Annotated in this window: 34 protein-coding genes; 33 read left to right on the forward strand and 1 reads right to left on the reverse strand. The window is 42.9% G+C overall.

Going from position 1 to position 19,491, the window contains the following annotated elements; all coding sequences use genetic code 11:
* Positions 1 to 57 precede the first annotated feature (57 nt).
* The 29 genes from IYN84_RS11720 to rplQ all read left to right on the forward strand — a co-directional run bounded on the left by IYN84_RS11720 (position 58) and on the right by rplQ (position 15,679).
* Positions 58 to 1,371: a DUF3391 domain-containing protein gene (locus IYN84_RS11720; protein ID WP_196139399.1), complete on the forward strand. Its 1,314-nt coding sequence runs from the start codon at positions 58 to 60 to the stop codon at positions 1,369 to 1,371.
* 356 nt (positions 1,372 to 1,727) lie between these two features.
* The gene (rpsJ, locus tag IYN84_RS11725; protein WP_196139400.1) at positions 1,728 to 2,039 is read left to right on the forward strand and encodes a 30S ribosomal protein S10; all 312 of its coding nucleotides are present in this window, start codon (positions 1,728 to 1,730) and stop codon (positions 2,037 to 2,039) included.
* Positions 2,040 to 2,138: 99 nt separating this feature from the next.
* Entirely contained in the window at positions 2,139 to 2,771 is a 633-nt protein-coding gene (gene rplC / locus IYN84_RS11730) for a 50S ribosomal protein L3 (RefSeq protein WP_196139401.1), read from the forward strand.
* Positions 2,772 to 2,783: 12 nt separating this feature from the next.
* Positions 2,784 to 3,401, forward strand: coding sequence for a 50S ribosomal protein L4 (gene rplD / locus IYN84_RS11735; protein ID WP_196139402.1), 618 nt, complete (start codon positions 2,784 to 2,786; stop codon positions 3,399 to 3,401).
* Entirely contained in the window at positions 3,398 to 3,691 is a 294-nt protein-coding gene (gene rplW / locus IYN84_RS11740; protein WP_196139403.1) for a 50S ribosomal protein L23, read from the forward strand. Before rplD ends, rplW begins: the two co-directional genes overlap by 4 nt.
* A gap of 16 nt (positions 3,692 to 3,707) precedes the next feature.
* Entirely contained in the window at positions 3,708 to 4,535 is an 828-nt protein-coding gene (gene rplB, locus IYN84_RS11745) for a 50S ribosomal protein L2 (RefSeq protein WP_196139404.1), read from the forward strand.
* A 29-nt stretch (positions 4,536 to 4,564) separates the two neighbouring features.
* On the forward strand, positions 4,565 to 4,840 hold the full coding sequence (gene rpsS, locus IYN84_RS11750; RefSeq protein ID WP_196139405.1) for a 30S ribosomal protein S19: 276 nt from the start codon (positions 4,565 to 4,567) through the stop codon (positions 4,838 to 4,840).
* Positions 4,841 to 4,850: 10 nt separating this feature from the next.
* Positions 4,851 to 5,183, forward strand: coding sequence for a 50S ribosomal protein L22 (rplV, locus tag IYN84_RS11755; protein ID WP_196139661.1), 333 nt, complete (start codon positions 4,851 to 4,853; stop codon positions 5,181 to 5,183).
* An 11-nt stretch (positions 5,184 to 5,194) separates the two neighbouring features.
* Positions 5,195 to 5,887, forward strand: coding sequence for a 30S ribosomal protein S3 (gene rpsC, locus IYN84_RS11760; RefSeq protein WP_196139406.1), 693 nt, complete (start codon positions 5,195 to 5,197; stop codon positions 5,885 to 5,887).
* A gap of 11 nt (positions 5,888 to 5,898) precedes the next feature.
* Entirely contained in the window at positions 5,899 to 6,306 is a 408-nt protein-coding gene (gene rplP, locus IYN84_RS11765) for a 50S ribosomal protein L16 (protein WP_196139407.1), read from the forward strand.
* Positions 6,307 to 6,510, forward strand: a complete 204-nt coding sequence (gene rpmC, locus IYN84_RS11770) for a 50S ribosomal protein L29 (RefSeq protein WP_196139408.1) — start codon at positions 6,307 to 6,309, stop codon at positions 6,508 to 6,510.
* Entirely contained in the window at positions 6,510 to 6,770 is a 261-nt protein-coding gene (rpsQ, locus tag IYN84_RS11775) for a 30S ribosomal protein S17 (RefSeq protein ID WP_196139409.1), read from the forward strand. Before rpmC ends, rpsQ begins: the two co-directional genes overlap by 1 nt.
* Positions 6,771 to 6,915: 145 nt before the next feature.
* A complete protein-coding gene (gene rplN / locus IYN84_RS11780) occupies positions 6,916 to 7,284 on the forward strand; it encodes a 50S ribosomal protein L14 (RefSeq protein ID WP_196139410.1) in 369 nt (122 codons plus the stop codon).
* Positions 7,285 to 7,294: 10 nt separating this feature from the next.
* Positions 7,295 to 7,612 carry a 50S ribosomal protein L24 gene (rplX, locus tag IYN84_RS11785; protein WP_196139411.1) on the forward strand — a complete coding sequence of 106 codons (318 nt, stop codon included), beginning with the start codon at positions 7,295 to 7,297 and terminating at the stop codon, positions 7,610 to 7,612.
* A 93-nt stretch (positions 7,613 to 7,705) separates the two neighbouring features.
* On the forward strand, positions 7,706 to 8,245 hold the full coding sequence (rplE, locus tag IYN84_RS11790; RefSeq protein WP_196139412.1) for a 50S ribosomal protein L5: 540 nt from the start codon (positions 7,706 to 7,708) through the stop codon (positions 8,243 to 8,245).
* Positions 8,246 to 8,256: 11 nt separating this feature from the next.
* Positions 8,257 to 8,562 (forward strand): 30S ribosomal protein S14, encoded by a 306-nt coding sequence (gene rpsN / locus IYN84_RS11795; RefSeq protein WP_196139413.1) that lies wholly within the window; start codon positions 8,257 to 8,259, stop codon positions 8,560 to 8,562.
* An 18-nt stretch (positions 8,563 to 8,580) separates the two neighbouring features.
* Positions 8,581 to 8,976 carry a 30S ribosomal protein S8 gene (gene rpsH, locus IYN84_RS11800; protein WP_196139414.1) on the forward strand — a complete coding sequence of 132 codons (396 nt, stop codon included), beginning with the start codon at positions 8,581 to 8,583 and terminating at the stop codon, positions 8,974 to 8,976.
* A 14-nt stretch (positions 8,977 to 8,990) separates the two neighbouring features.
* Complete coding sequence (gene rplF / locus IYN84_RS11805; protein ID WP_196139415.1) at positions 8,991 to 9,524, forward strand: 50S ribosomal protein L6; 534 nt, start codon at positions 8,991 to 8,993, stop codon at positions 9,522 to 9,524.
* Between the two features lie 9 nt (positions 9,525 to 9,533).
* Positions 9,534 to 9,887 (forward strand): 50S ribosomal protein L18, encoded by a 354-nt coding sequence (gene rplR, locus IYN84_RS11810; RefSeq protein WP_196139416.1) that lies wholly within the window; start codon positions 9,534 to 9,536, stop codon positions 9,885 to 9,887.
* 11 nt (positions 9,888 to 9,898) lie between these two features.
* Entirely contained in the window at positions 9,899 to 10,405 is a 507-nt protein-coding gene (rpsE, locus tag IYN84_RS11815; protein WP_196139417.1) for a 30S ribosomal protein S5, read from the forward strand.
* A 5-nt stretch (positions 10,406 to 10,410) separates the two neighbouring features.
* The gene (gene rpmD / locus IYN84_RS11820) at positions 10,411 to 10,596 is read left to right on the forward strand and encodes a 50S ribosomal protein L30 (RefSeq protein WP_196139418.1); all 186 of its coding nucleotides are present in this window, start codon (positions 10,411 to 10,413) and stop codon (positions 10,594 to 10,596) included.
* Positions 10,597 to 10,600: 4 nt separating this feature from the next.
* Positions 10,601 to 11,038, forward strand: a complete 438-nt coding sequence (gene rplO / locus IYN84_RS11825) for a 50S ribosomal protein L15 (RefSeq protein ID WP_196139419.1) — start codon at positions 10,601 to 10,603, stop codon at positions 11,036 to 11,038.
* A gap of 41 nt (positions 11,039 to 11,079) precedes the next feature.
* On the forward strand, positions 11,080 to 12,417 hold the full coding sequence (gene secY / locus IYN84_RS11830) for a preprotein translocase subunit SecY (RefSeq protein ID WP_196139420.1): 1,338 nt from the start codon (positions 11,080 to 11,082) through the stop codon (positions 12,415 to 12,417).
* A gap of 34 nt (positions 12,418 to 12,451) precedes the next feature.
* Positions 12,452 to 12,565 (forward strand): 50S ribosomal protein L36, encoded by a 114-nt coding sequence (gene rpmJ / locus IYN84_RS11835; protein ID WP_196139421.1) that lies wholly within the window; start codon positions 12,452 to 12,454, stop codon positions 12,563 to 12,565.
* Positions 12,566 to 12,727: 162 nt separating this feature from the next.
* The gene (rpsM, locus tag IYN84_RS11840) at positions 12,728 to 13,084 is read left to right on the forward strand and encodes a 30S ribosomal protein S13 (RefSeq protein ID WP_196139422.1); all 357 of its coding nucleotides are present in this window, start codon (positions 12,728 to 12,730) and stop codon (positions 13,082 to 13,084) included.
* Positions 13,085 to 13,089: 5 nt separating this feature from the next.
* Positions 13,090 to 13,476: a 30S ribosomal protein S11 gene (gene rpsK / locus IYN84_RS11845; RefSeq protein WP_142893540.1), complete on the forward strand. Its 387-nt coding sequence runs from the start codon at positions 13,090 to 13,092 to the stop codon at positions 13,474 to 13,476.
* A 28-nt stretch (positions 13,477 to 13,504) separates the two neighbouring features.
* Positions 13,505 to 14,125 (forward strand): 30S ribosomal protein S4, encoded by a 621-nt coding sequence (gene rpsD / locus IYN84_RS11850; RefSeq protein WP_196139423.1) that lies wholly within the window; start codon positions 13,505 to 13,507, stop codon positions 14,123 to 14,125.
* 19 nt (positions 14,126 to 14,144) lie between these two features.
* Positions 14,145 to 15,131 (forward strand): DNA-directed RNA polymerase subunit alpha, encoded by a 987-nt coding sequence (rpoA, locus tag IYN84_RS11855; protein ID WP_196139424.1) that lies wholly within the window; start codon positions 14,145 to 14,147, stop codon positions 15,129 to 15,131.
* Positions 15,132 to 15,280: 149 nt separating this feature from the next.
* Complete coding sequence (rplQ, locus tag IYN84_RS11860; protein ID WP_196139425.1) at positions 15,281 to 15,679, forward strand: 50S ribosomal protein L17; 399 nt, start codon at positions 15,281 to 15,283, stop codon at positions 15,677 to 15,679.
* A gap of 51 nt (positions 15,680 to 15,730) precedes the next feature.
* Here the strand turns inward: rplQ and IYN84_RS11865 are convergent, their stop codons facing one another.
* Positions 15,731 to 16,492, reverse strand: a complete 762-nt coding sequence (locus IYN84_RS11865; protein WP_196139426.1) for a prolipoprotein diacylglyceryl transferase — start codon at positions 16,490 to 16,492, stop codon at positions 15,731 to 15,733.
* A 274-nt stretch (positions 16,493 to 16,766) separates the two neighbouring features.
* On the opposite strand from IYN84_RS11865, the gene IYN84_RS11870 reads away from it, so the two are divergent.
* From IYN84_RS11870 to IYN84_RS11885, 4 genes are all read left to right on the forward strand, one after another.
* Positions 16,767 to 17,030 carry a type II toxin-antitoxin system HigB family toxin gene (locus tag IYN84_RS11870; protein WP_196139427.1) on the forward strand — a complete coding sequence of 88 codons (264 nt, stop codon included), beginning with the start codon at positions 16,767 to 16,769 and terminating at the stop codon, positions 17,028 to 17,030.
* Positions 17,031 to 17,045: 15 nt separating this feature from the next.
* Positions 17,046 to 17,453: a type II toxin-antitoxin system HigA family antitoxin gene (locus tag IYN84_RS11875; protein ID WP_196139428.1), complete on the forward strand. Its 408-nt coding sequence runs from the start codon at positions 17,046 to 17,048 to the stop codon at positions 17,451 to 17,453.
* A 116-nt stretch (positions 17,454 to 17,569) separates the two neighbouring features.
* Positions 17,570 to 18,697 carry a DUF3667 domain-containing protein gene (locus IYN84_RS11880; RefSeq protein ID WP_196139429.1) on the forward strand — a complete coding sequence of 376 codons (1,128 nt, stop codon included), beginning with the start codon at positions 17,570 to 17,572 and terminating at the stop codon, positions 18,695 to 18,697.
* Positions 18,698 to 18,716: 19 nt separating this feature from the next.
* Entirely contained in the window at positions 18,717 to 19,463 is a 747-nt protein-coding gene (locus IYN84_RS11885) for a DedA family protein (protein ID WP_196139430.1), read from the forward strand.
* The last annotated feature ends 28 nt before the right edge of the window (positions 19,464 to 19,491 follow it).

Raw genomic sequence — 19,491 nt, forward strand, 5'->3', positions numbered from 1 at the left:
TTTGAACCGGTTTAGTGATATGTCACTAAACAACAATGTGCCAGTGAGCAGTAGATTATGGCTAGACATATAGAGACGACAGAAATTCCAATTACCGAATTGCGTATTGGCATGTATGTTACCAAGTTACAGGTTCCATGGAGTGCGACCCCATTTCCACTAGAAGGCGTTTTGGTTGAAAACAATGAAGATATAATAGAATTGACCCAGTATGGAAATTCTCTTTTCATTGATCAATCCAAAAGTCTTCAGTCCACTACACCAAGCCTGTTAGAAAACATTAGCGATCAAACTGGTGTATTTGTCGGGCTGGAAGAGTCACGTAAGAAATTGCGTTCATGGAGAAAGTATTGCAATCGAAAATATCAAATTCAGCGCCCACTTAATAAAGAGCTGATCAGGGCAACTTACCTTTTTGAACGCTTTTTCAAGGTAATTAATGCTATACGAAGGGACCCGGAAATTAGAAGTGTTAAAAATACACGCGAACTTGAGGCTGTGTCTAAGGGAATTGTGGATTCAATTATCGGGCATCCGGATGCACTAGTCTGGTTATCAAGAGTTAAAACTTGTGGTAGTGCGGTATTTGACCATTGTTTACGTACCGCAATCTGGGCGAGCCTTGTCGGGCGCTCGATGGGCCTTATCAAGTCGGCATTGCAGCAATTGAATCAGGCAATACTATTGTCTGGGGTAGGAAAAATTTATCTCGACAAAAAAGACTGGCAGCATTGCGATAATCCGGATATTCATCCCGATTTTGCCAAATGGTCCAGTATCGCTTTGAAGAAGTTAGCACACAGTAAAATAGAAAAGAAAGTTCTGATAATTCTGGCCAATATGACAGAGCGTTTAGATGGCTCGGGTTTTCCTCATCAGAAGCAAGGAAGGGCAATCCACTATCTTTCACAGATAGCTGGACTGGCTGAAACCTTTGATCTTTGTATGTACCCCATCAGGCAAAACCGTAGAAGAACAGTCGGTCAGTCATTATGTCGAGTATACTGGTGTCGAGACCGCTTATTCGATGCAGACTTGATTGAAGAACTTATTCAAGCAGTTGGTCTTTATCCGGCAGGCAGTGCGGTAGAGCTCTCTAATGGCGAAAAAGGAGTTGTAATTGAAGAATCCAAGGAAAGAAGAATCAGGGCTAGAGTCATTATTACCCACGACAAAGCCGGACGTTTTAAGAGAAAGCCTCAGGTTGTTAACCTCGGCGGGCGCAACTATCGTGAAGTGATAATTCGCCAGGAGTCTGCTGAGTTACCGCTTAATGGACAACAGTCCAAGTGCCTTAACAAAGCCTTATTAAGATATCACTTCGGTTTTATTCGAGGCACTTACTATCAATATACTGGTCTTTTGCAGTAGCCACTACCTTAAATTTAGTGAAACAGGCTATACTGACCCGCGTCCTTATACCACAATCGACTCAACGATAGCCCGACTCACGAGCTACTATTTTTCATAGCTCGTTGGACACTAAATGCTCAAAATAGAGTTGTAATTCCGAATCTATTTCTATATAATCGCGCTCCCAATTTGGATGAATCCAAGCGGGAAACTGATGAAAGCCGCATTAATTAAGGCTTTCAGCGGGCTGAAATGAACACCTTAAGCCCTGAACAGTCAGCCTGATTTTGGCTGAAAAGAATTTATACCGCACTCCTTGATAATGGGAGAGGCGGATTTTTAACGTTTAATTTTTAACTTTGGAGATTCTTTGCATGGCTAAGCAGCGAATCCGAATACGCTTAAAGTCGTTTGATCATAAGCTGATTGATTTATCAACAGTTGAGATTGTTAATACTGCAAAGCGCACCGGTGCACAAGTTCGTGGTCCTATCCCGTTACCGACTCGCAAAGAGCGTTATACGGTTCTGATCTCTCCACACGTCAACAAAGACGCTCGAGATCAATATGAAATTAGAACTCACAAGCGAATGGTAGATATCGAAGAGCCTACAGAAAAAACAGTTGATGCTTTAATGAAGCTTGACTTGGCTGCAGGTGTAGACGTTCAAATCAGCCTTTCATAAGACTGATACGTTTGTAAGTGATTTTGCGCGCTAATTTAGCGCCTTAGGTTAATAAATATCAGTTGTAGGCTTCTGCAACATATTTAGAGGGTTTTTAAAATGGCAATCGGAATTGTTGGTCGCAAATGCGGCATGACCCGAGTGTTTGATGAAAACGGTGTTTCAACTCCTGTGACAGTCATTGAAGTTGAGCCGAATCGCATCACTCAGGTTAAAACACAAGAAAACGACGGCTACCAGGCAATTCAGGTAACTACCGGTGTGCGTAAAGCAAATCGTGTAACCAAGCCTGAAGCTGGTCACTTCAAAAAAGCTGGCGTAGAAGCTGGCCGTGGACTTTGGGAGTTCCGTACGGATTCTCTTGAAGGATTTGAAGCTGGCGGAGAGATCAAAGTTGATATCTTCGAAGATGGTCAAATTGTTGATGTTACTGGTACATCGAAAGGTAAGGGTTTCCAGGGCGGTATCAAGCGTTGGAACTTCCATAGTCAAGATATGACTCACGGTAACTCTTTGTCTCACCGTTCAAATGGTTCTATCGGTCAGAACCAGTCACCCGGTAAAGTTTTCAAGGGTAAGAAAATGTCTGGCCACATGGGTGCTGAGCAAGTAACTACACAAAATCTTTCTGTAGTTCGTGTTGACGCTGAGCGCAATATTCTTCTAATTAAAGGCGCCGTACCTGGGGCTACTGGCGGTGACGTTATCGTTCGCCCAGCAGTTAAGGTTTAGGGGGATTAGAGAATGGAAATTAATTTAGCTGTTGCTGGTAGCGGAAAAGGCTCTGCAGTAGAAGTATCTGAAACGACTTTTGGTCGTGAATTCAACGAAGCGTTGGTTCATCAGGTAGTTGTTGCATATATGGCTGGTGCTCGTGCTGGTACTCGTAAGCAAAAAACTCGTAGCGAAGTAAGTGGCGGTGGCGCTAAGCCATGGCGTCAAAAAGGTACTGGCCGTGCTCGTGCTGGTACAATCCGTAGCCCAATCTGGCGCACCGGTGGTACAACTTTCGCTGCTCGTCCACAAGATCACTCACAAAAAGTTAACCGCAAAATGTATCGCGGTGCTATGCAGTGCATCTTGTCTGAGTTGATTCGTCAAGATCGTCTTTTAGTTGTAGAGTCTTTCGCAATTGATGCTCCTAAAACTAAAGAACTTGTTAAAAAGTTAGGCGAGTTTGGTGTTTCTGACGCATTAATCGTTACTACTGACGTTGAAGAGAACTTGTACTTGGCTTCACGCAACTTGCACAAAGTTGACGTTCGTGACGTTCAAGCTTGTGATCCTGTCAGCCTGATTGCTTTCGATAAAGTAATCATGACTGTAGACGCAGTGAAAAAATTTGAGGAGATGTGGGGATGAACCAAGAAAGAATCATGAGCATCCTGTTAGCTCCACACGTATCTGAAAAAGCAAGCATTGCTGCTGAAAAAGGCGAGTTTGTTTTTAAAGTTGCAAAAAACGCGACTAAATTGGAAATCAAAAAAGCTGTAGAGGCTATGTTCGACGTTAAAGTTGAGCGAGTAACTACTGCCGTTGCCAAGGGTAAAACCAAGCGCACTGGTCAGGTTTCCGGACGTCGTTCTGATTGGAAAAAAGCCTACGTGTCACTGCAAGAAGGTCAGGACATCGACTTTGTAGGCGCCGAGTAAGCGAAGGGGTAAGAAAATGGCTCTAATGAAAGCTAAACCAACATCGCCAGGTCGTCGCTTTGTCGTCAAAGTGGTAAATCCAGATCTGCATAAAGGTGCACCACATGCTCCTTTGTTGGACAAAAAGTCTAAAAGCGGTGGTCGTAACAACAACGGTCGAATTACTGTTCGTCACGTTGGTGGAGGCCATAAGCAACATTACAGAATCATCGATTTCAAACGAAACAAAGATGGTATTCCAGCGACAATTGAGCGTCTCGAATACGATCCAAACCGTAGTGCAAATATCGCGCTAGTACTTTATGCCGATGGTGAGCGTCGCTACATTATCGCGCCTAAAGGTTTGAAAGCAGGTGATAAAATCGTTTCTGGTGAAGATGCGCCAATCAAAGTTGGTAACACTTTACCTATGAGAAATATTCCAGTAGGTACAACAGTTCACTGTGTTGAAATGAAGCCTGGTAAAGGCGCTCAGATCGCACGTAGTGCTGGTACTTACGTTCAACTCGTTGCTCGTGACGGTGCTTACGCAACTCTTCGTTTAAGAAGCGGTGAAATGCGTAAAGTTCTTGCTGAATGTCGTGCAACAGTTGGGGAAGTTGGTAACGCTGAACATATGCTACGTTCACTCGGTAAAGCGGGTGCAACAAGATGGCGTGGTGTACGACCTACTGTTCGAGGCGTTGCTATGAACCCAGTCGACCATCCACATGGTGGTGGTGAGGGACGTACCTCAGGTGGTAGACATCCTGTAACTCCATGGGGTGTACCAACTAAGGGCAAAAAGACTCGTAGTAACAAGCGTACAGACAAGTTAATTGTCCGTCGCCGTAACCGTAAATAGCTGTTAGCTAGAACATAGAGGAATCAATCGTGCCACGTTCACTAAAGAAAGGCCCATTTATTGATCTTCATCTGCTTAAGAAAGTTGAAGATGCAGTGGCCTCAAATAACAGAAAGCCGATTAAAACCTGGTCTCGACGTTCAACTGTCTATCCTGAGATGGTTGGATTGACGATTGCCGTTCATAATGGACGTCAACACGTACCTGTTCTGATCAACGAAGACATGGTAGGTCACAAGTTGGGTGAATTTGCTCCAACTCGTACTTATAAAGGTCATGTTGCAGACAAGAAAGCGAAGCGATAGGAGATAGATGATGGAAACTCAAGCTGTTTTACGTCACGCACGTATCTCTCCTCAAAAAGCTCGTTTGGTAGCTGATCAGGTGAGAGGTCTGCCGGTAGAAAAAGCTTTGAACATGCTGAAGTTCAGCAATAAAAAAGCTGCAGACATTATCAAAAAAGTTTTAGATTCTGCCATCGCTAATGCTGAGCATAATGATGGTGCAGACATCGATGAACTAAAAGTTTCTACAATTTTTGTAGATGAAGGCCCAACGCTAAAGCGTATCAAAACGCGTGCGAAGGGTAGAGCGGATCGCATTTTTAAGCGTTCTTGTCATATCACCGTTAAAGTTTCGGATAACTAGGAGATAGATCCATGGGTCAAAAAGTACATCCAAATGGTATCCGTCTTGGCATCGTTAAAAAGCATAGCTCTATTTGGTATGCAGAACGCGGTGAATATGCGGATTTCTTGGAAAGCGATATCAAAATTCGCGAATGGTTAATGAACGAACTTTCTCGCGCTTCGGTTTCTAAAATCGATATCGAGCGTCCAGCGAAAGCGCTTCGCGTTACTATCCACACTGCCCGTCCAGGTATTGTGATTGGTAAGAAAGGCGAAGACATTGAAAAGCTACGTAAGAAAGTTTCTCAAATGACTGGCGTACAAACTCAAATCAATATTGAGCAAGTACGTAAGCCAGAACTAGATGCGCAATTGGTTGCTGATAGCATTGCTCAGCAGTTAGAGCGTCGTGTTATGTTCCGTCGTGCTATGAAGCGTGCCGTTCAAAACACTATGCGTGCAGGCGCTGAAGGTATCAAGGTTCAAGTAAGTGGTCGTTTAGGCGGCGCAGATATTGCTCGTGCTGAGTGGTATCGTGAAGGTCGAGTGCCATTGCACACATTGCGTGCTGACATCGACTATGCAACTGCTGAAGCTGCAACCACCTACGGAATTATTGGTGTTAAGGTCTGGATTTTCAAAGGTGAGGTATTCGGTGATGAGCCACAAGTTGTGGCCGAAGAGAAGCCGAAAAAGAAACCTTCCCGAGCTAAGAAACAGTAGGGGAATAGACCATGTTACAACCAAAAAGAACGAAATTTCGTAAGCAACACACCGGCCGCAATCGCGGTGTTGTTAACCACACGGTAAGCTTTGGTGAGTTTGGTCTTAAGTCTGCTGCACGTGGACGTATGACCGCTCGTCAAATCGAGGCTGCTCGTCGTGCTATGACTCGTCATATGCGTCGTCAAGGTAAAGTCTACATCCGTGTCTTCCCAGACAAGCCGATTACCAAAAAACCTTTGGAAGTTCGTATGGGTAAAGGTAAAGGTAGTGTGGAATATTGGGTAGCACAAATTCAGCCAGGACGTATGTTGTTCGAAGTTGAAGGTGTGCCAGAAGGTTTAGCGCGTGATGCTTTTGCATTAGCAGCAGCTAAACTTCCTTTTAAAACAACTTTTGTTAAGCGGACGGTACTGTAAATGAAAGCTTCAGAGTTGAAAGATAAAAGCGTCGAGGAGCTCAACAACGAGCTACTTGAGCTACGCAAAGAGCAGTTCAATCTGCGAATGGCGAAAGCAACTGGACAGTCTAATCAGACTCATACGTTGAAAAACGTACGTCGCGACATTGCGCGAGTTAAGACTGTACTTAATCAGAAGGCTTCTACCGGAGAGCAGAACTAATGAGTGAGCAGAAAGTAATCAAGCGTACTCTGACTGGTAAAGTCGTCAGCGACAAGATGGATAAAACCATCACTGTTAAAGTTGAGCGTCAAGTTAAGCATCCTTTATATGGAAAGTTTATCAAGCGTTCTACTAAAGTTCATGCGCATGACGAAGCCAATGAGTGCAGAGTAGGCGACACTGTCACTGTTGTAGAAAGCAGACCGCTTTCTAAGAACAAGACTTGGCAGTTAGTTGAGGTTGTTGAAAAAGCTAACTAAAGATTTGGAAAATTCCTTATCTTTACCGTAGCTGAATCAATTGAATGATGGTATACTCCCGCTCCTTTTGCGCGGCATGGCCTTAAATCTGCTTGATTTTTAGGCGATTGCGTGGATATAGAGCGGGAATTCTTGGAGAAAACCAATGATCCAGATGCAAACCCAGCTTGACGTGGCTGATAATAGCGGTGCACGTCGAGTTCAGTGTATTAAGGTTCTTGGAGGATCACACCGCCGTTACGCAAGAATCGGTGACGTGATCAAGGTAAGCGTTAAAGAAGCTATCCCTCGCGGTAAAGCGAAAAAGGGTGATGTTTTAAACGCGGTTGTTGTAAGAACCCGTAAAGGTGTACGTCGTCCAGACGGTTCTCTGATCCGTTTTGATGGCAACGCTGCGGTTCTTTTGAATGCAAACCTGCAGCCAATAGGTACTCGTATTTTCGGACCTGTTACTCGCGAACTTCGTGGTGACAAGTTTATGAAAATCGTTTCTTTGGCTCCAGAAGTATTGTAGGAGAGATGACATGCGAAAGTTGAAAACTGGCGACGAAGTTATCGTTCTTACAGGTAAAAGCAACGGCCAACGCGGTAAGATTTCTAAAATCATTGCCGACAAGAACCGAGTTGTGGTTGAAGGCTGTAACATGATTAAAAAGCATGTTCGACCTAACCCACAAGCAGGTATCCAGGGCGGAATCGTAGAGAAAGAAGCCTCTATGGATATCTCTAATGTAGCAATCTTTAATCCAGCGACCGGCAAAGCCGATCGTGTTGGAATTAAGGTAGAAGAAGACGGTAAGCGTGTTCGAATTTTTAAATCGAACGGCGAATTGATCGACTAATTTACATTAAGTAAAGGTATGCAGGCGAGTCCTTGGGGAAAATCTCTGAGGTAATCGTCTGCTAATCGTTTTTTTATCAATTTGGTGTAAGAAATGGCGAAACTGCAAGACCACTATAAAGAAAGTGTAGTTAAAGCTTTGATTGAAAAGTTTGGCTACAAGTCTGTCATGCAAGTCCCTAAGATTACCAAGATCACATTAAACATGGGTCTGGGTGAAGCTGTAGGGGATAAAAAAGTTCTAGAGAACGCTTGCGGAGACCTGGCAGCAATCTCGGGCCAAAAGCCTGTTGTTACTAAAGCACGTAAATCTATTGCGGGCTTCAAAATTCGTGACGACTACCCTATTGGCGCTAAAGTAACACTTCGCGGTGAGCGTATGTGGGAATTCATGGAGCGTTTAATCACGATTGCGATCCCTCGTATTCGTGACTTCCGTGGTTTGAATCCCAAGTCGTTCGACGGTCGTGGTAATTACTCTATGGGTGTAAAAGAGCAAATCATTTTCCCTGAGATTGATTACGACAAAGTCGACAAGATCCGTGGTATGGATATTACCATCACTACCACTGCGAACACTGACGAAGAAGGACGCGAGCTTTTAGGCGCGTTTAACTTCCCGCTTAAAGGCTAAGGGGTAAATCAATGGCTAAAGTATCAATGGTACAGCGCGAAGCAAAACGCGCTCGCACAGTAGCTAAGTACGCTCAAAAGCGTGCCGAGCTTAAGGCGATTATTGCTGACCTCAACAAAAGCGACGAAGAACGTTGGGAAGCTCAGGTAGCACTACAAAAGCTACCACGTGACGCTAGCCCAGTTCGTCAACGTAACCGCTGTCGTATGACCGGTCGTCCGCACGCTTACCTTCGTAAATTCGGTTTATGCCGTAATAAGTTACGAGAGCAAGCGATGAAAGGTAATGTTCCTGGCCTAGTGAAAGCTAGCTGGTAATTTGTTGGGAGAATCAATATGAGCATGCAAGATCCTATTGCTGATATGCTGACTCGCATCCGTAACGGGCAATCAGCAGGCAAAAAAGTCGTTTCCATGCCTTCTTCTAAGCTGAAGACTTCTATCGCTGAAGTTTTAAAGGCTGAAGGTTACATTACTGACTTTGCAAAAAAAGAAGACAGCGGTAAATCCGAGTTGTCTATTGAGTTGAAATACCACCAGGGATCACCTGTTATCGATAACATCAAGCGTGTTAGTCGTCCTGGTCTGCGTATTTATAAAAAGTCTACTGAGCTACCTCGTGTTCTTGATGGCTTGGGCATCGCGATCGTATCAACCAATCAAGGTGTGATGACTGACCGCGCTGCACGCAAAGCCGGCCACGGCGGCGAAGTTCTCTGCATCGTGTCTTAAGGGAGAACCAGAAAATGTCTAGAGTAGCAAATAATCCAGTTGTTATCCCATCAGGCGTAACTGTTGACCTTAAAGGTGTAACATTGTCTGTTAAGGGTAGCAAAGGCGAATTGAAGCAAGATATTCATGCTTCAGTTGACGTTAATGTAGAAGATAGCCAAATCACTTTTGCTGGCCGTGACGGTATGCCAGGCGCGAAAGCGCTTTCAGGTACTATGCGTTCACTGGTTAACAATATGGTTACTGGCGTATCTGAAGGTTTTGAAAAGAAGCTGCAATTGGTTGGTGTTGGTTACCGTGCTAAAGCACAAGGTAAGAACCTTGACCTAACCCTTGGTTTCTCTCACCCGGTTGTCTACGAAGTACCTGAAGGGATTACTATTGAAACTCCTTCAAATACTGAAATCGTAGTTAAAGGGGTCGACAAACAATTGGTCGGTCAGGTAGCAGCAAACATCAGAGCTTATCGTCCACCAGAGCCTTATAAAGGTAAAGGTGTGAAATACGCGGATGAACACATCCGTCGTAAAGAAGCTAAGAAAAAGTAGGGCAGCGTCATGAATAAGAAACAAGCTAGAATTCGTCGTGCGACTAAAGGTCGTATGAAAATGAAAGAGCTAGGTGCCACTCGTTTAGTTGTTAATCGTACACCTCGCCACATTTACGCTCAGGTTATCTCTGCCGATGGTGGAAAAGTCCTGGCGACTGCTTCTAGTGTCGAAAAAGACATTAAAGCAGGCGGTCACGCTACAGGTAATGTTGAAACAGCTAAAGCTGTTGGTGCATTGGTTGCCAAGCGTGCTACTGAAGCGGGCGTTTCAAAAGTTGCTTTTGACCGCTCTGGTTTTAAATACCATGGTCGTGTAAAGGCGTTAGCCGATTCTGCACGCGAAAATGGTCTTCAGTTTTAAGGGTATGACAAATGGCTAGACAAGAAGCAAATAACACCGAAGGTCTGGTAGAAAAGTTGGTCAACGTTAACCGTGTTTCTAAAGTGGTTAAAGGTGGTCGAATTTTCTCTTTCACAGCATTAACGGTTGTTGGCGATGGCAACGGTAAAGTTGGTTTTGGTCGTGGTAAGGCACGTGAAGTACCTGCTGCAATCCAAAAAGCAATGGAACAGGCTCGTCGCAATATGATTCAGGTTGAACTGAAAGACGGACACACGTTACAACATCCAATCAACGCAAGACACGGCGCATCTAAAGTTTACATGCAGCCTGCTTCACCTGGTACTGGTATCATCGCCGGTGGTGCAATGCGTTCTGTATTTGAAGTTGTTGGCGTAGAAAACGTATTGGCTAAAAGCATCGGTTCGACAAACCCAATCAACATCGTTCGCGCAACTATCCGCGGTTTAAGTGACATGTTCTCTCCAGAGTCTGTTGCTTCTAAGCGTGGTAAGTCTGTTGCCGAGATTATGGAGTAAAAATCATGGCTGCAAAAAAATTCATGAAAGTTACTCAAACCAAATCATCAAATGGCCGTTTGAAAAATCATAAGGCTTGCTTGATGGGATTAGGTTTACGTCGCATTGGGCACACTGTTGAAGTTGAAGATACACCTTCAACTCGCGGTATGGTCAACACTATCAACTACATGGTTCGTGTGGAGGACTAATATCATGAGATTAAATACTCTAAGTCCTGCTGAAGGTTCAAAGAAAAATGCCAAGCGAGTTGGCCGTGGTATCGGTTCAACTTTAGGTAAAACCTGTGGCCGTGGTCACAAAGGTTTGAAGTCACGCTCTGGTGGTAAAGTTAAGCCAGGTTTTGAAGGTGGTCAAATGCCTTTGAAACAGCGTCTTCCAAAGTTTGGTTTTACTTCAAGAAAGTCTTTGGTTTCTGCTGAAGTTCGTTTGAGTGAGTTAAAGAAAGTTGAAGGCGAAACTATCGATCTTCTTTCTTTGCGTGCAGCTGGCCTGATCACCAAGAACATTGAGCAGGTTAAAATCATGCTTTCTGGCTCTATCGACCGTAAAGTAACTATCGGCGATGGTGTAAGAGTGACTAAAGGCGCACAAGCAGCTATTGAAGCTGCTGGCGGAAGTGTTCAAGCATAAGCTTGTACTTGATTTAGGCTTTTTTAGGGTTTTGATAAGAAATGGCTAAAGCTCCAGTAGAAAAAAAATCAGGCGGCGGTTTAACCGAGCTGAAACAGCGCTTGCTGTTTGTGCTAACAGCGATCATTATTTTCCGATTAGGCTCTTTTGTGCCGGTACCGGGAATTGATTCAAGCGTGTTAGCGCAGTTGATGGATCAACAGTCTGGTACTATTTTGGCGTTGTTCAACGTATTTTCCGGTGGAGCTTTAGAAAGAGCGAGCGTCTTTGCGCTCGGTATCATGCCTTATATTACTGCGTCGATCATCATTCAGGTGATGAGCTTCGTTGAGCCTAAACTTCAGGAAATTAAAAAAGAAGGTGAAGCTGGTCGTCGTAAGATTAATCAGTACACGCGCTATCTAACTTTTGCTTTAGCGTGTCTACAGGCTATCGGAATAGCGACTAACTTCCCTAATTTGATGCCTGGACTAGTTCCAAACCCTGGCTTTAGCTTCTACTTCGGCGCTATTGTCAGCTTGGTGACTGGTACTATGTTTTTGATGTGGTTAGGTGAACAAATCAACGAGCGCGGTATTGGTAATGGTATTTCGGTATTGATTTTTATCGGTATCGTTGCCGGGTTACCAACTGCTCTTGGTCAAACTTTTGAGCAAGCGCGCCAGGGCGAAATGAACATCCTTGCTTTGTTGTTGATTCTAGCTGTGGTTTTACTGGTTACTGCATTTGTTGTATTTATGGAGCGCGGACAACGACGTATTGTCGTTAACTACGCACAAAAACAACAAGGCCGCAGAATGTATCAGGCACAGTCTTCGCATTTACCACTTAAAGTGAATATGGCTGGTGTTATTCCTGCTATATTTGCTTCCAGTATCATTCTTTTCCCTGGCACTATTGCCCAGTGGGTGGGTGCGAGCAAAGGTGAAGACTGGTTGTGGTTACAAAACGTGGCTAATCAAATGCAGCCAGGAAACCCGCTATATATCTTGATTTATGGCGCAGGCATCATGTTCTTCTGCTTCTTCTATACTGCATTGGTATACAATCCTCGTGATACTGCCGATCAGTTGAAAAAGTCTGGAGCGTTCATCCCCGGGATTCGTCCTGGTGAGCAAACCTCCAAATATATTGATAAGGTAATGACTCGCTTAACGCTAGTAGGTGCACTGTATATAACAGCGGTCTGCTTGTTGCCTGAGTTTATGATCTTATTCTGGCAAGTGCCTTTCTACTTCGGTGGAACCTCATTATTGATTATTGTTGTTGTTATTATGGATTTTATGTCGCAAGTTCAAGCGCACTTGATTTCCAGAGACTACGAGTCAGTGTTGAAAAAGGCCAACTTTAAAAACTATGGGGCTACCGGGATCCGATAGGATTTTGGTGTTTCATTGAAATTGGAGTACGAAAATGAAAGTTCGAGCTTCTGTTAAAAAAATCTGTCGTGAATGCAAAGTTATTCGCAGAAACGGCAGTGTTCGAGTAATTTGTTCTGACCCGCGCCATAAACAGCGTCAGGGTTAATAAGGATACTTCCTCATCATATCTCTTAAGAGAGATTAACAAATTATATTAACAGGTTGATTTTTAATCGTTTCAAGGCTATTATGTCGCGCCTTTTTGCAAGGTGTCTTTTCTTATTTAAGACGTCTTAGCACTTGAAACTGAAATTTGGGAGTTAAGTAAATGGCCCGTATCGCTGGTATTAACATTCCAGTTAATAAGCATTCGGTAATTGCGTTGACATCGATCTACGGAATTGGCCGAACTCGCGCACAGCAGATCTGTGAAGCCGCTGGTATTGAAGCTAGCCGCAAGATCCGTGATCTGACTGAAGCCGAAGTTGAATCACTTCGTGGCGAAGTTGCAAAATTCACTGTTGAAGGTGACTTGCGTCGTGAAGTTTCTATGAATATCAAACGCTTAATGGATCTTGGTTGTTTCCGTGGCATTCGTCACAGAAGAAGCCTGCCTGTCCGTGGACAGCGTACCAAAACAAACGCACGTACCCGTAAGGGCCCACGTAAACCAATTAAGAGATAACAGCTATGGCAAAATCACCTCGTTCTCGTAAAAAGGTCAAAAAGCACGTAGTTGATGGAATGGCGCACATTCACGCGTCTTTCAACAACACCATCGTGACTGTTACTGATCGTCAAGGAAACGCGTTGGCTTGGGCTACTGCTGGTGGTTCTGGTTTCCGTGGTTCACGTAAAAGCACTCCATTTGCTGCACAGGTCGCTGCTGACCGCGTTGCTGAAATGGTTAAAGAAATGGGCATGAAGAATATGGAAGTATTCGTCAAGGGCCCTGGACCAGGCCGTGAGTCTGCTGTTCGTGCTTTAAACAATGCTGGATTTAAGATTACTAACATCACTGATGTTACTCCAATCCCGCATAACGGATGTCGCCCGCCTAAAAAGCGCCGCGTGTAACGATTAGGTACAGCTGGAGAATTGACAGATGGCAAGATATATTGGACCTAAATTAAAGTTAGCACGTCGCGAAGGCGTCGATTTGATGCTGAAAAGCGGTGTTCGTGCTATCGAAGATAAATGTAAAATTGACCAGGCGCCCGGTTTCCACGGAGCTCGACGTCCTCGTCTTTCTGACTACGGTTTGCAGCTTCGTGAGAAGCAAAAAGTTCGTCGTATTTACGGTGTACTTGAAAAGCAGTTCCGTAACTACTATAAAGAAGCAGCCCGTTTAAAAGGGGCGACAGGTGAAAACCTGCTTCAACTATTGGAATCACGTTTAGATAACGTTGTTTACCGCATGGGCTTTGGCTCTACTCGTGCTGAAGCACGTCAGTTAGTTAGCCATAAAGCGATTTTGGTAAATGGTAAGACTGTTAATGTACCTTCTTACAAAGTGTCTGCTTCAGATGTGATTTCAATCCGTGAGAAGTCTAAGACTCAAGCGCGTATCGTCGCTGCTTTAGAATTGGCCTCACAAAAAGATAAACCTGTTTGGGTTGAAGTTGATGAGAAGAAGATGGAAGGGACATTCAAGAACGTTCCTGAGCGTTCTGATTTACCATCAGATATCAACGAAAATCTAATAGTGGAATTATACTCTAAGTAACACTTGAAGAGGACTATATATGGGCAATGTCACTGAGCTTCTGACTCCACGCCAGATAAAAGTGGAAAATCTGGGCGAGCGAAGAGCTAAAGTTGTATTGGAACCTTTCGAAAGAGGTTTCGGACACACTTTAGGTAACTCGCTTCGCAGAATCTTACTTTCATCTATGCCTGGATGTGCAGTTGTAGAAGTGGAAATCGATGGTGTTCTTCATGAGTATACGACTATAGAAAATGTTCAAGAAGACGTCATCGACATATTGCTAAACATTAAAGGTTTAGCAATTAAGTTGGAAGACAAAGACGAAGCAACTCTTGTTCTTCAGAAAGAAGGCGAAGGTCCTGTGACTGGTGCTGACATTCAAGAACAAGCTGGTGTTGAGATTGTTAATCCAGATCATCATATCGCGACATTGACCAAAGCAGGTTCTTTAAGCATGCGTCTGTATGTTAAAAAAGGCCGCGGCTATGAGCCTGCTGCAGTGCGTAAAAGCAATGAAGATGAAGATATGAGTATCGGTCGTCTACAAATTGATGCTTCATTTAGCCCTGTTAGACGTGTTTCTTACGTTGTTGACTCAGCGCGTGTTGAGCAGCGAACTAACCTGGATAAGTTGATTATCGACCTCGAAACCAATGGCACTATCGAGCCAGAGGAAGCGATTCGTCGTTGTGCAACAATTTTACAGCAGCAGCTTGCAGCTTTCGTTGATTTAAAAGATGAGAAACAAGCTGAGCCAGAAAAAGAAGAGCCTGAGGTTGATCCTATTCTTCTTCGTCCAGTGGATGATCTGGAGTTAACAGTTCGTAGTGCTAACTGTCTGAAGACTGAAAATATTCACTATATTGGTGACCTTATTCAGCGAACCGAAGTTGAGCTTCTTAAAACCCCTAACCTGGGTAAGAAGTCTCTGACAGAAATCAAAGACGTATTAGCGTCTAGAGGTCTGTCTCTTGGTATGCGTTTGGAAAACTGGCCACCATCGAGCATTTTGGACGACGCTTAAGTCTAAAAAGCTTTAAAGAATATGATAAAACCCTATTCCGTAAAGGATAGGGTTTTATCGTTATAACCGGTGTATAAAGCACCAAATAACACAAACCAAAGAATACCAGTACTATTGCAGGCTGGTAGTAACATAAAAGGTAATTGAAAATGCGTCATCGTCATAGCGGTCGCCAATTAAACAGAAACTCAAGCCATCGTCAGGCTATGTTTCGTAACATGTCAGTCTCTTTGATTGAACATGAAATGATCAAGACTACTGTAGCTAAAGCAAAAGAACTTCGCCGAGTTGTTGAGCCTTTAATCACTTTGGCAAAAGAAGACACTGTTGCTAACCGTCGTCTAGCTTTCTCTCGCACTCGTAACAAAGCGGCTGTTGGGAAGCTTTTTGATGAGTTGGGACCTCGTTATCAAGAACGTCCTGGCGGATACCTGCGCATCATCAAAGCTGGTTTCCGTGCAGGTGACAAAGCGCCGGTTGCATACGTTGAGCTGGTAGATCGTCCTATCATTGAAGAAGCAGACGAGATCGAAGAAACAGAAGAATAAGGACTAGTCCTGTTCGAACAAATTTTTAGCCGGGACTTTCCCGGCTTTTTTTTATCCGTTAGTTGTTGCTTTCTTTTTTGTATTTAGCCGCAAAAAGAAAATAGAACCACTTATAAACATTAATAAGGCGCCAAACTGAGAGCCGCTCATGCCTAAGATTTTAGGAGGGTTAATTGAAACAAACTCTACCAAAAATCTGGCTGCTCCCCAGGTAAGCAGCAGTAAAAAGAAGGGAGAAAAATCAGCAACATCCCTTTTCTGATATTGGTGAATTAATACCGCAATTCCGATTGAGTAGGCTATTTCATACAAAGGCACTGGATGGACTTTGTCGTGGGTAGGCTCAATTCCATTTGGGAAAGACATGCCCCAGGGCAAACTTGTTTCAATGCCGTAACAGTTATCTCCAGCCAGGAAACAGCCAAATCGAGCTAGCGCGTAAGCCACAATTGCTGGAAAGGCAGCATTATCAAGCAGTAGTGAAACTTTTGTTTTAGTCAGGTTGGCAAACGCAATAGTCACCAGAATAGCGGCAATGATTGCGCCTTGACTTGAAAAGCCACTACCTTTGATTAAATTTGAAAAGTCCTGAGTTGATATTTCAGTAGGATTTTTAAGGACAAACATAAGTTTTGCCCCTATAACGCCAAAAACCAGAAGAAGAATAATCAAAAGTTCAGTATTGATGGTCTTGGTGCTATTAATATTAAGGCGTTTGATATATAGATATCTGCCGGTGAGGTATGCAATGGCGAGCATTACGCCATAGCTGCCAATAGTAATCGAACTAGAATTAATAATATAAGGAAACATCAACCTTCTCTATTTGAGAACAAAGCGATAACACCACTTATCCATTGTAAAAGCTGCTTCGGCAATAATAACATTTTAAAGAGCCCGATCTCTGACTAGAATGAAATTAAAGAAGTTTCTTATGGATTTGAGAAGCAGTTAATTGATTATCGTTTATAGTTATCCTATCTTAATATTCATAATTGTTATATGTAAACACAAATTCATTTGATCTTTCGAGAAGGTTGATAGAATGTCCAGGTTTCCAGGAATGCACTAAACAGGGAGTGTAAAGTTGAAAGTAGTTGCCATTAATAAGCTAACCGAAGCGCAGAGCAAGTATCCTGCTGCGCAAGACTATCTTAAAGGCTGGTACCAGATTGTGAGTAGAGGTGACTTTTCCTCTGAAGAGGACTTGCGTGCGACTTTTGGAGATATGAGAGGGTTTAATGTCGCTTTTAGATTTCCAATACCCAAAACCACTTTACTAGTCCACACTCTGATAGACTTTAAAGCGCAAGTTGCGCTTATCGAAGATATAAAGCCAGGAAATCATTAGCAGGGAGAGTCGATAATGCAAGAAAATTTGGAAAAAGCTGTTCAACACTGGGGAGCCGTGGCAAATGTTGTGGATACTCCTAAGTGTAATGAAGACTACCAGGTATTGATTCAAAACTTAAAAGACGCCATTGAACTGGTCGAAAATAGACCTGAGAGTCCCTTATCTGGTCTAGTTAAGGCGATGGCCAGGGCCGCAGAGGAATACGAAAACAAGTTTATGTCCGCTCAGCAGGGTGGCGCTCTCTTAGCTTTAAAGTACTTGATAAAGCTTCATGGCATTAAACAGTCAGAGTTGAAAGAAATTGGAAGCCAGGGAGTTGTTTCTGAAGTGTTAAATGGAAAACGCTCATTAACTCTACGTCATGTCAGAGAGTTATCAAAAAGGTTCAATGTCTCTCCTGGCGTGTTTATTGATCCTTAGGCTCACTAACCAGTAGTCCTCATGACGCAGAGACATTATCCGTAGCGTCTTTCATTTTAATGCCGTATTATTCTGACTTTAGAATATCTATCTCTGCTTAAATAGAAGGCCTTCCAGTGTCTAGCGAATCACCAGATACAAAAAACTCCTCATTGCCCTTACAAAAAGAAAGTCGAGAGACCGCTGAGTCTGAATTAAAGGTACACTGTCCAAACTGCGGAGAAAATTTAGTTGGTCCATATTGTCATCTGTGTGGTCAGCATAGCCGGAGTATGATTAAGTTTTTCGGGTCTCTGGTGAAAGAACTAACCGAAGATGTTCTAGGTTATGACTCTAGAATTAAGCACACTATAATTCCTTTATTACTTAAACCTGGCCAAATTACTCTCGATTATATTCGAGATCGGCGCTTCTATTACGTACTTCCGCTCAGACTGTATTTACTAACCAGTCTGATTTTGATTTTATTACTTCAAATAAATACTGATCCGAAATCTGTTATTTCAGAAGCGACTAGCGATTCGACGACATTGAATGAGCAGGATAGGTTAGCTATTGATAGCGCGAAAAGCGAACTAGAAAAGCTGAATGAAAAAGGTGTCAGTCTAGAGATTGAAGAACCTCAAATTTTAGATGCCATTAAAGCAATTGAAGATAAGGAAGAACACTCAAACTTGTCTGAGGATGGATTAAGAAAAGTCGGTCAAAGAGATTCAAAAGTTATAAAAGGCGATATATTTGAAGAGCCCGGAATAATGAAAGAGTTTGCAGATAAGGTGAATGGCAATTGGAAAGCATGGCGACAAAATCCCGAACCAGTCATTAAGGAGTTTTATGAACTTTTGCCATATATGATGTTCGTTCTACTTCCTCTTTTCGCATTAATATTGAAATTATTTTATTTATTTTCAAAAAGGTATTACGTTGAGCACTTGATATTGCTTATTCATAATCACTGCTTTGTATTTACTATTTTAATTATCCAGATTTTACTCCTGAATATAGAAAGCTTCATAAGTCACTCAGAAAATAGTTTGCTTTTAAAACTTGCAGGAGCGCTTGATTTCGTAAACTTTCTTATCGGATTTTGGATAGTTATCTACATTTTCCTTTCTATGAAGCGCGTATACCAGCAGAACTGGACCTTGACTATCAGTAAGGGAGTCGCGTTGTCTTTAGTTTATTTTGTGCTACTGTTAACCGGATTTGTTACAACTGTTTTACTAACGGCCTACTTCGCTTGATACGAGATAGAAAACTAAAATGATAGAAAACCTTCTTCTATTTATTGAGCAGCATGGCGAATATGCCGGAATCATTATTTTCATAGTTGCGTTCCTCGAGTCAATGGCTATTGTTGGCCTTTTAGTTCCTGGTTGGCTGGTTCTCGTTGGCGTGGGTTCGCTTATAGGTGCTGACGTACTTTCGTTTTATCCTATAGTTATTTCAGCGTATTTTGGAGCCGTTATAGGAGAGTATATTAGTTTTTATTTTGGCTTCCATTATCACGAGAAAATATTAGCCTGGAACTGGGTTGCTAAACATCAGAAGTTGATTGAAAAGACAAAAGAGTTTTTTGAAAGGTGGGGAGCTTTGGGAGTATTTGTCGGAAGATTTTTTGGCCCAACTCGTGCGGTACTTCCTCTAGCTGCGGGTATTGCGGAAATGAGAAAATCAACATTTATGTGGGTAAATTTTGTTTCTGGTATTTTTTGGGCTCCACTATATCTTATTCCTGGAATTTTAATCGGTGCAGCTTTTCATCTGGAAAAAGAACTTGCTTATCAACTTCTCGGCATTCTTTCTATTATTTCATTTTGCCTGGTTTGGGCCATCAAAAGTACCCGTCAATATTGGATTAAGCATTATCATCAACAAGAAAAATTTGAGAAGCTTTACAAGCCGATTTTGTGGTGGGTCGTTACTTTAATGACATTTGCTATTTTTGTCTTAAGTGATTACCTGAACCTTTTTGTTCAGGTAATGTCGATATTTCTTAGCAAGCTTTAATTTGCTATTGAAGATGAGAAATCCCTTC

The sequence above is a fragment of the Aliikangiella sp. G2MR2-5 genome, assembly GCF_015687155.1.
In the GTDB taxonomy this organism is placed as follows: domain Bacteria; phylum Pseudomonadota; class Gammaproteobacteria; order Enterobacterales; family Kangiellaceae; genus Aliikangiella.

Excerpts from the sequence above, each read along its gene's own strand:
- rplE (WP_196139412.1), top strand. The coding sequence starts at position 7,706 with ATGGCGAAACTGCAAGACCACTATAAAGAAAGTGTAGTTAAAGCTTTG.
- rpsH (WP_196139414.1), top strand. The coding sequence starts at position 8,581 with ATGAGCATGCAAGATCCTATTGCTGATATGCTGACTCGCATCCGTAAC.
- rplB (WP_196139404.1), top strand. The coding sequence starts at position 3,708 with ATGGCTCTAATGAAAGCTAAACCAACATCGCCAGGTCGTCGCTTTGTC.
- rpsN (WP_196139413.1), top strand. The coding sequence starts at position 8,257 with ATGGCTAAAGTATCAATGGTACAGCGCGAAGCAAAACGCGCTCGCACA.
- rplV (WP_196139661.1), top strand. The coding sequence starts at position 4,851 with ATGGAAACTCAAGCTGTTTTACGTCACGCACGTATCTCTCCTCAAAAA.
- rplR (WP_196139416.1), top strand. The coding sequence starts at position 9,534 with ATGAATAAGAAACAAGCTAGAATTCGTCGTGCGACTAAAGGTCGTATG.
- rplN (WP_196139410.1), top strand. The coding sequence starts at position 6,916 with ATGATCCAGATGCAAACCCAGCTTGACGTGGCTGATAATAGCGGTGCA.
- rplX (WP_196139411.1), top strand. The coding sequence starts at position 7,295 with ATGCGAAAGTTGAAAACTGGCGACGAAGTTATCGTTCTTACAGGTAAA.
- rpmD (WP_196139418.1), top strand. The coding sequence starts at position 10,411 with ATGGCTGCAAAAAAATTCATGAAAGTTACTCAAACCAAATCATCAAAT.
- rplD (WP_196139402.1), top strand. The coding sequence starts at position 2,784 with ATGGAAATTAATTTAGCTGTTGCTGGTAGCGGAAAAGGCTCTGCAGTA.
- rpsJ (WP_196139400.1), top strand. The coding sequence starts at position 1,728 with ATGGCTAAGCAGCGAATCCGAATACGCTTAAAGTCGTTTGATCATAAG.
- rplC (WP_196139401.1), top strand. The coding sequence starts at position 2,139 with ATGGCAATCGGAATTGTTGGTCGCAAATGCGGCATGACCCGAGTGTTT.
- IYN84_RS11720 (WP_196139399.1), top strand. The coding sequence starts at position 58 with ATGGCTAGACATATAGAGACGACAGAAATTCCAATTACCGAATTGCGT.
- IYN84_RS11885 (WP_196139430.1), top strand. The coding sequence starts at position 18,717 with ATGATAGAAAACCTTCTTCTATTTATTGAGCAGCATGGCGAATATGCC.
- rplO (WP_196139419.1), top strand. The coding sequence starts at position 10,601 with ATGAGATTAAATACTCTAAGTCCTGCTGAAGGTTCAAAGAAAAATGCC.
- rplQ (WP_196139425.1), top strand. The coding sequence starts at position 15,281 with ATGCGTCATCGTCATAGCGGTCGCCAATTAAACAGAAACTCAAGCCAT.
- rplP (WP_196139407.1), top strand. The coding sequence starts at position 5,899 with ATGTTACAACCAAAAAGAACGAAATTTCGTAAGCAACACACCGGCCGC.
- rpoA (WP_196139424.1), top strand. The coding sequence starts at position 14,145 with ATGGGCAATGTCACTGAGCTTCTGACTCCACGCCAGATAAAAGTGGAA.
- rpsQ (WP_196139409.1), top strand. The coding sequence starts at position 6,510 with ATGAGTGAGCAGAAAGTAATCAAGCGTACTCTGACTGGTAAAGTCGTC.
- IYN84_RS11865 (WP_196139426.1), bottom strand. The coding sequence starts at position 16,492 with ATGTTTCCTTATATTATTAATTCTAGTTCGATTACTATTGGCAGCTAT.
- IYN84_RS11875 (WP_196139428.1), top strand. The coding sequence starts at position 17,046 with ATGCAAGAAAATTTGGAAAAAGCTGTTCAACACTGGGGAGCCGTGGCA.
- rpsE (WP_196139417.1), top strand. The coding sequence starts at position 9,899 with ATGGCTAGACAAGAAGCAAATAACACCGAAGGTCTGGTAGAAAAGTTG.
- rpsC (WP_196139406.1), top strand. The coding sequence starts at position 5,195 with ATGGGTCAAAAAGTACATCCAAATGGTATCCGTCTTGGCATCGTTAAA.
- rpsM (WP_196139422.1), top strand. The coding sequence starts at position 12,728 with ATGGCCCGTATCGCTGGTATTAACATTCCAGTTAATAAGCATTCGGTA.
- secY (WP_196139420.1), top strand. The coding sequence starts at position 11,080 with ATGGCTAAAGCTCCAGTAGAAAAAAAATCAGGCGGCGGTTTAACCGAG.
- rplW (WP_196139403.1), top strand. The coding sequence starts at position 3,398 with ATGAACCAAGAAAGAATCATGAGCATCCTGTTAGCTCCACACGTATCT.
- rpsD (WP_196139423.1), top strand. The coding sequence starts at position 13,505 with ATGGCAAGATATATTGGACCTAAATTAAAGTTAGCACGTCGCGAAGGC.
- rpmJ (WP_196139421.1), top strand. The coding sequence starts at position 12,452 with ATGAAAGTTCGAGCTTCTGTTAAAAAAATCTGTCGTGAATGCAAAGTT.
- rplF (WP_196139415.1), top strand. The coding sequence starts at position 8,991 with ATGTCTAGAGTAGCAAATAATCCAGTTGTTATCCCATCAGGCGTAACT.
- rpmC (WP_196139408.1), top strand. The coding sequence starts at position 6,307 with ATGAAAGCTTCAGAGTTGAAAGATAAAAGCGTCGAGGAGCTCAACAAC.
- rpsK (WP_142893540.1), top strand. The coding sequence starts at position 13,090 with ATGGCAAAATCACCTCGTTCTCGTAAAAAGGTCAAAAAGCACGTAGTT.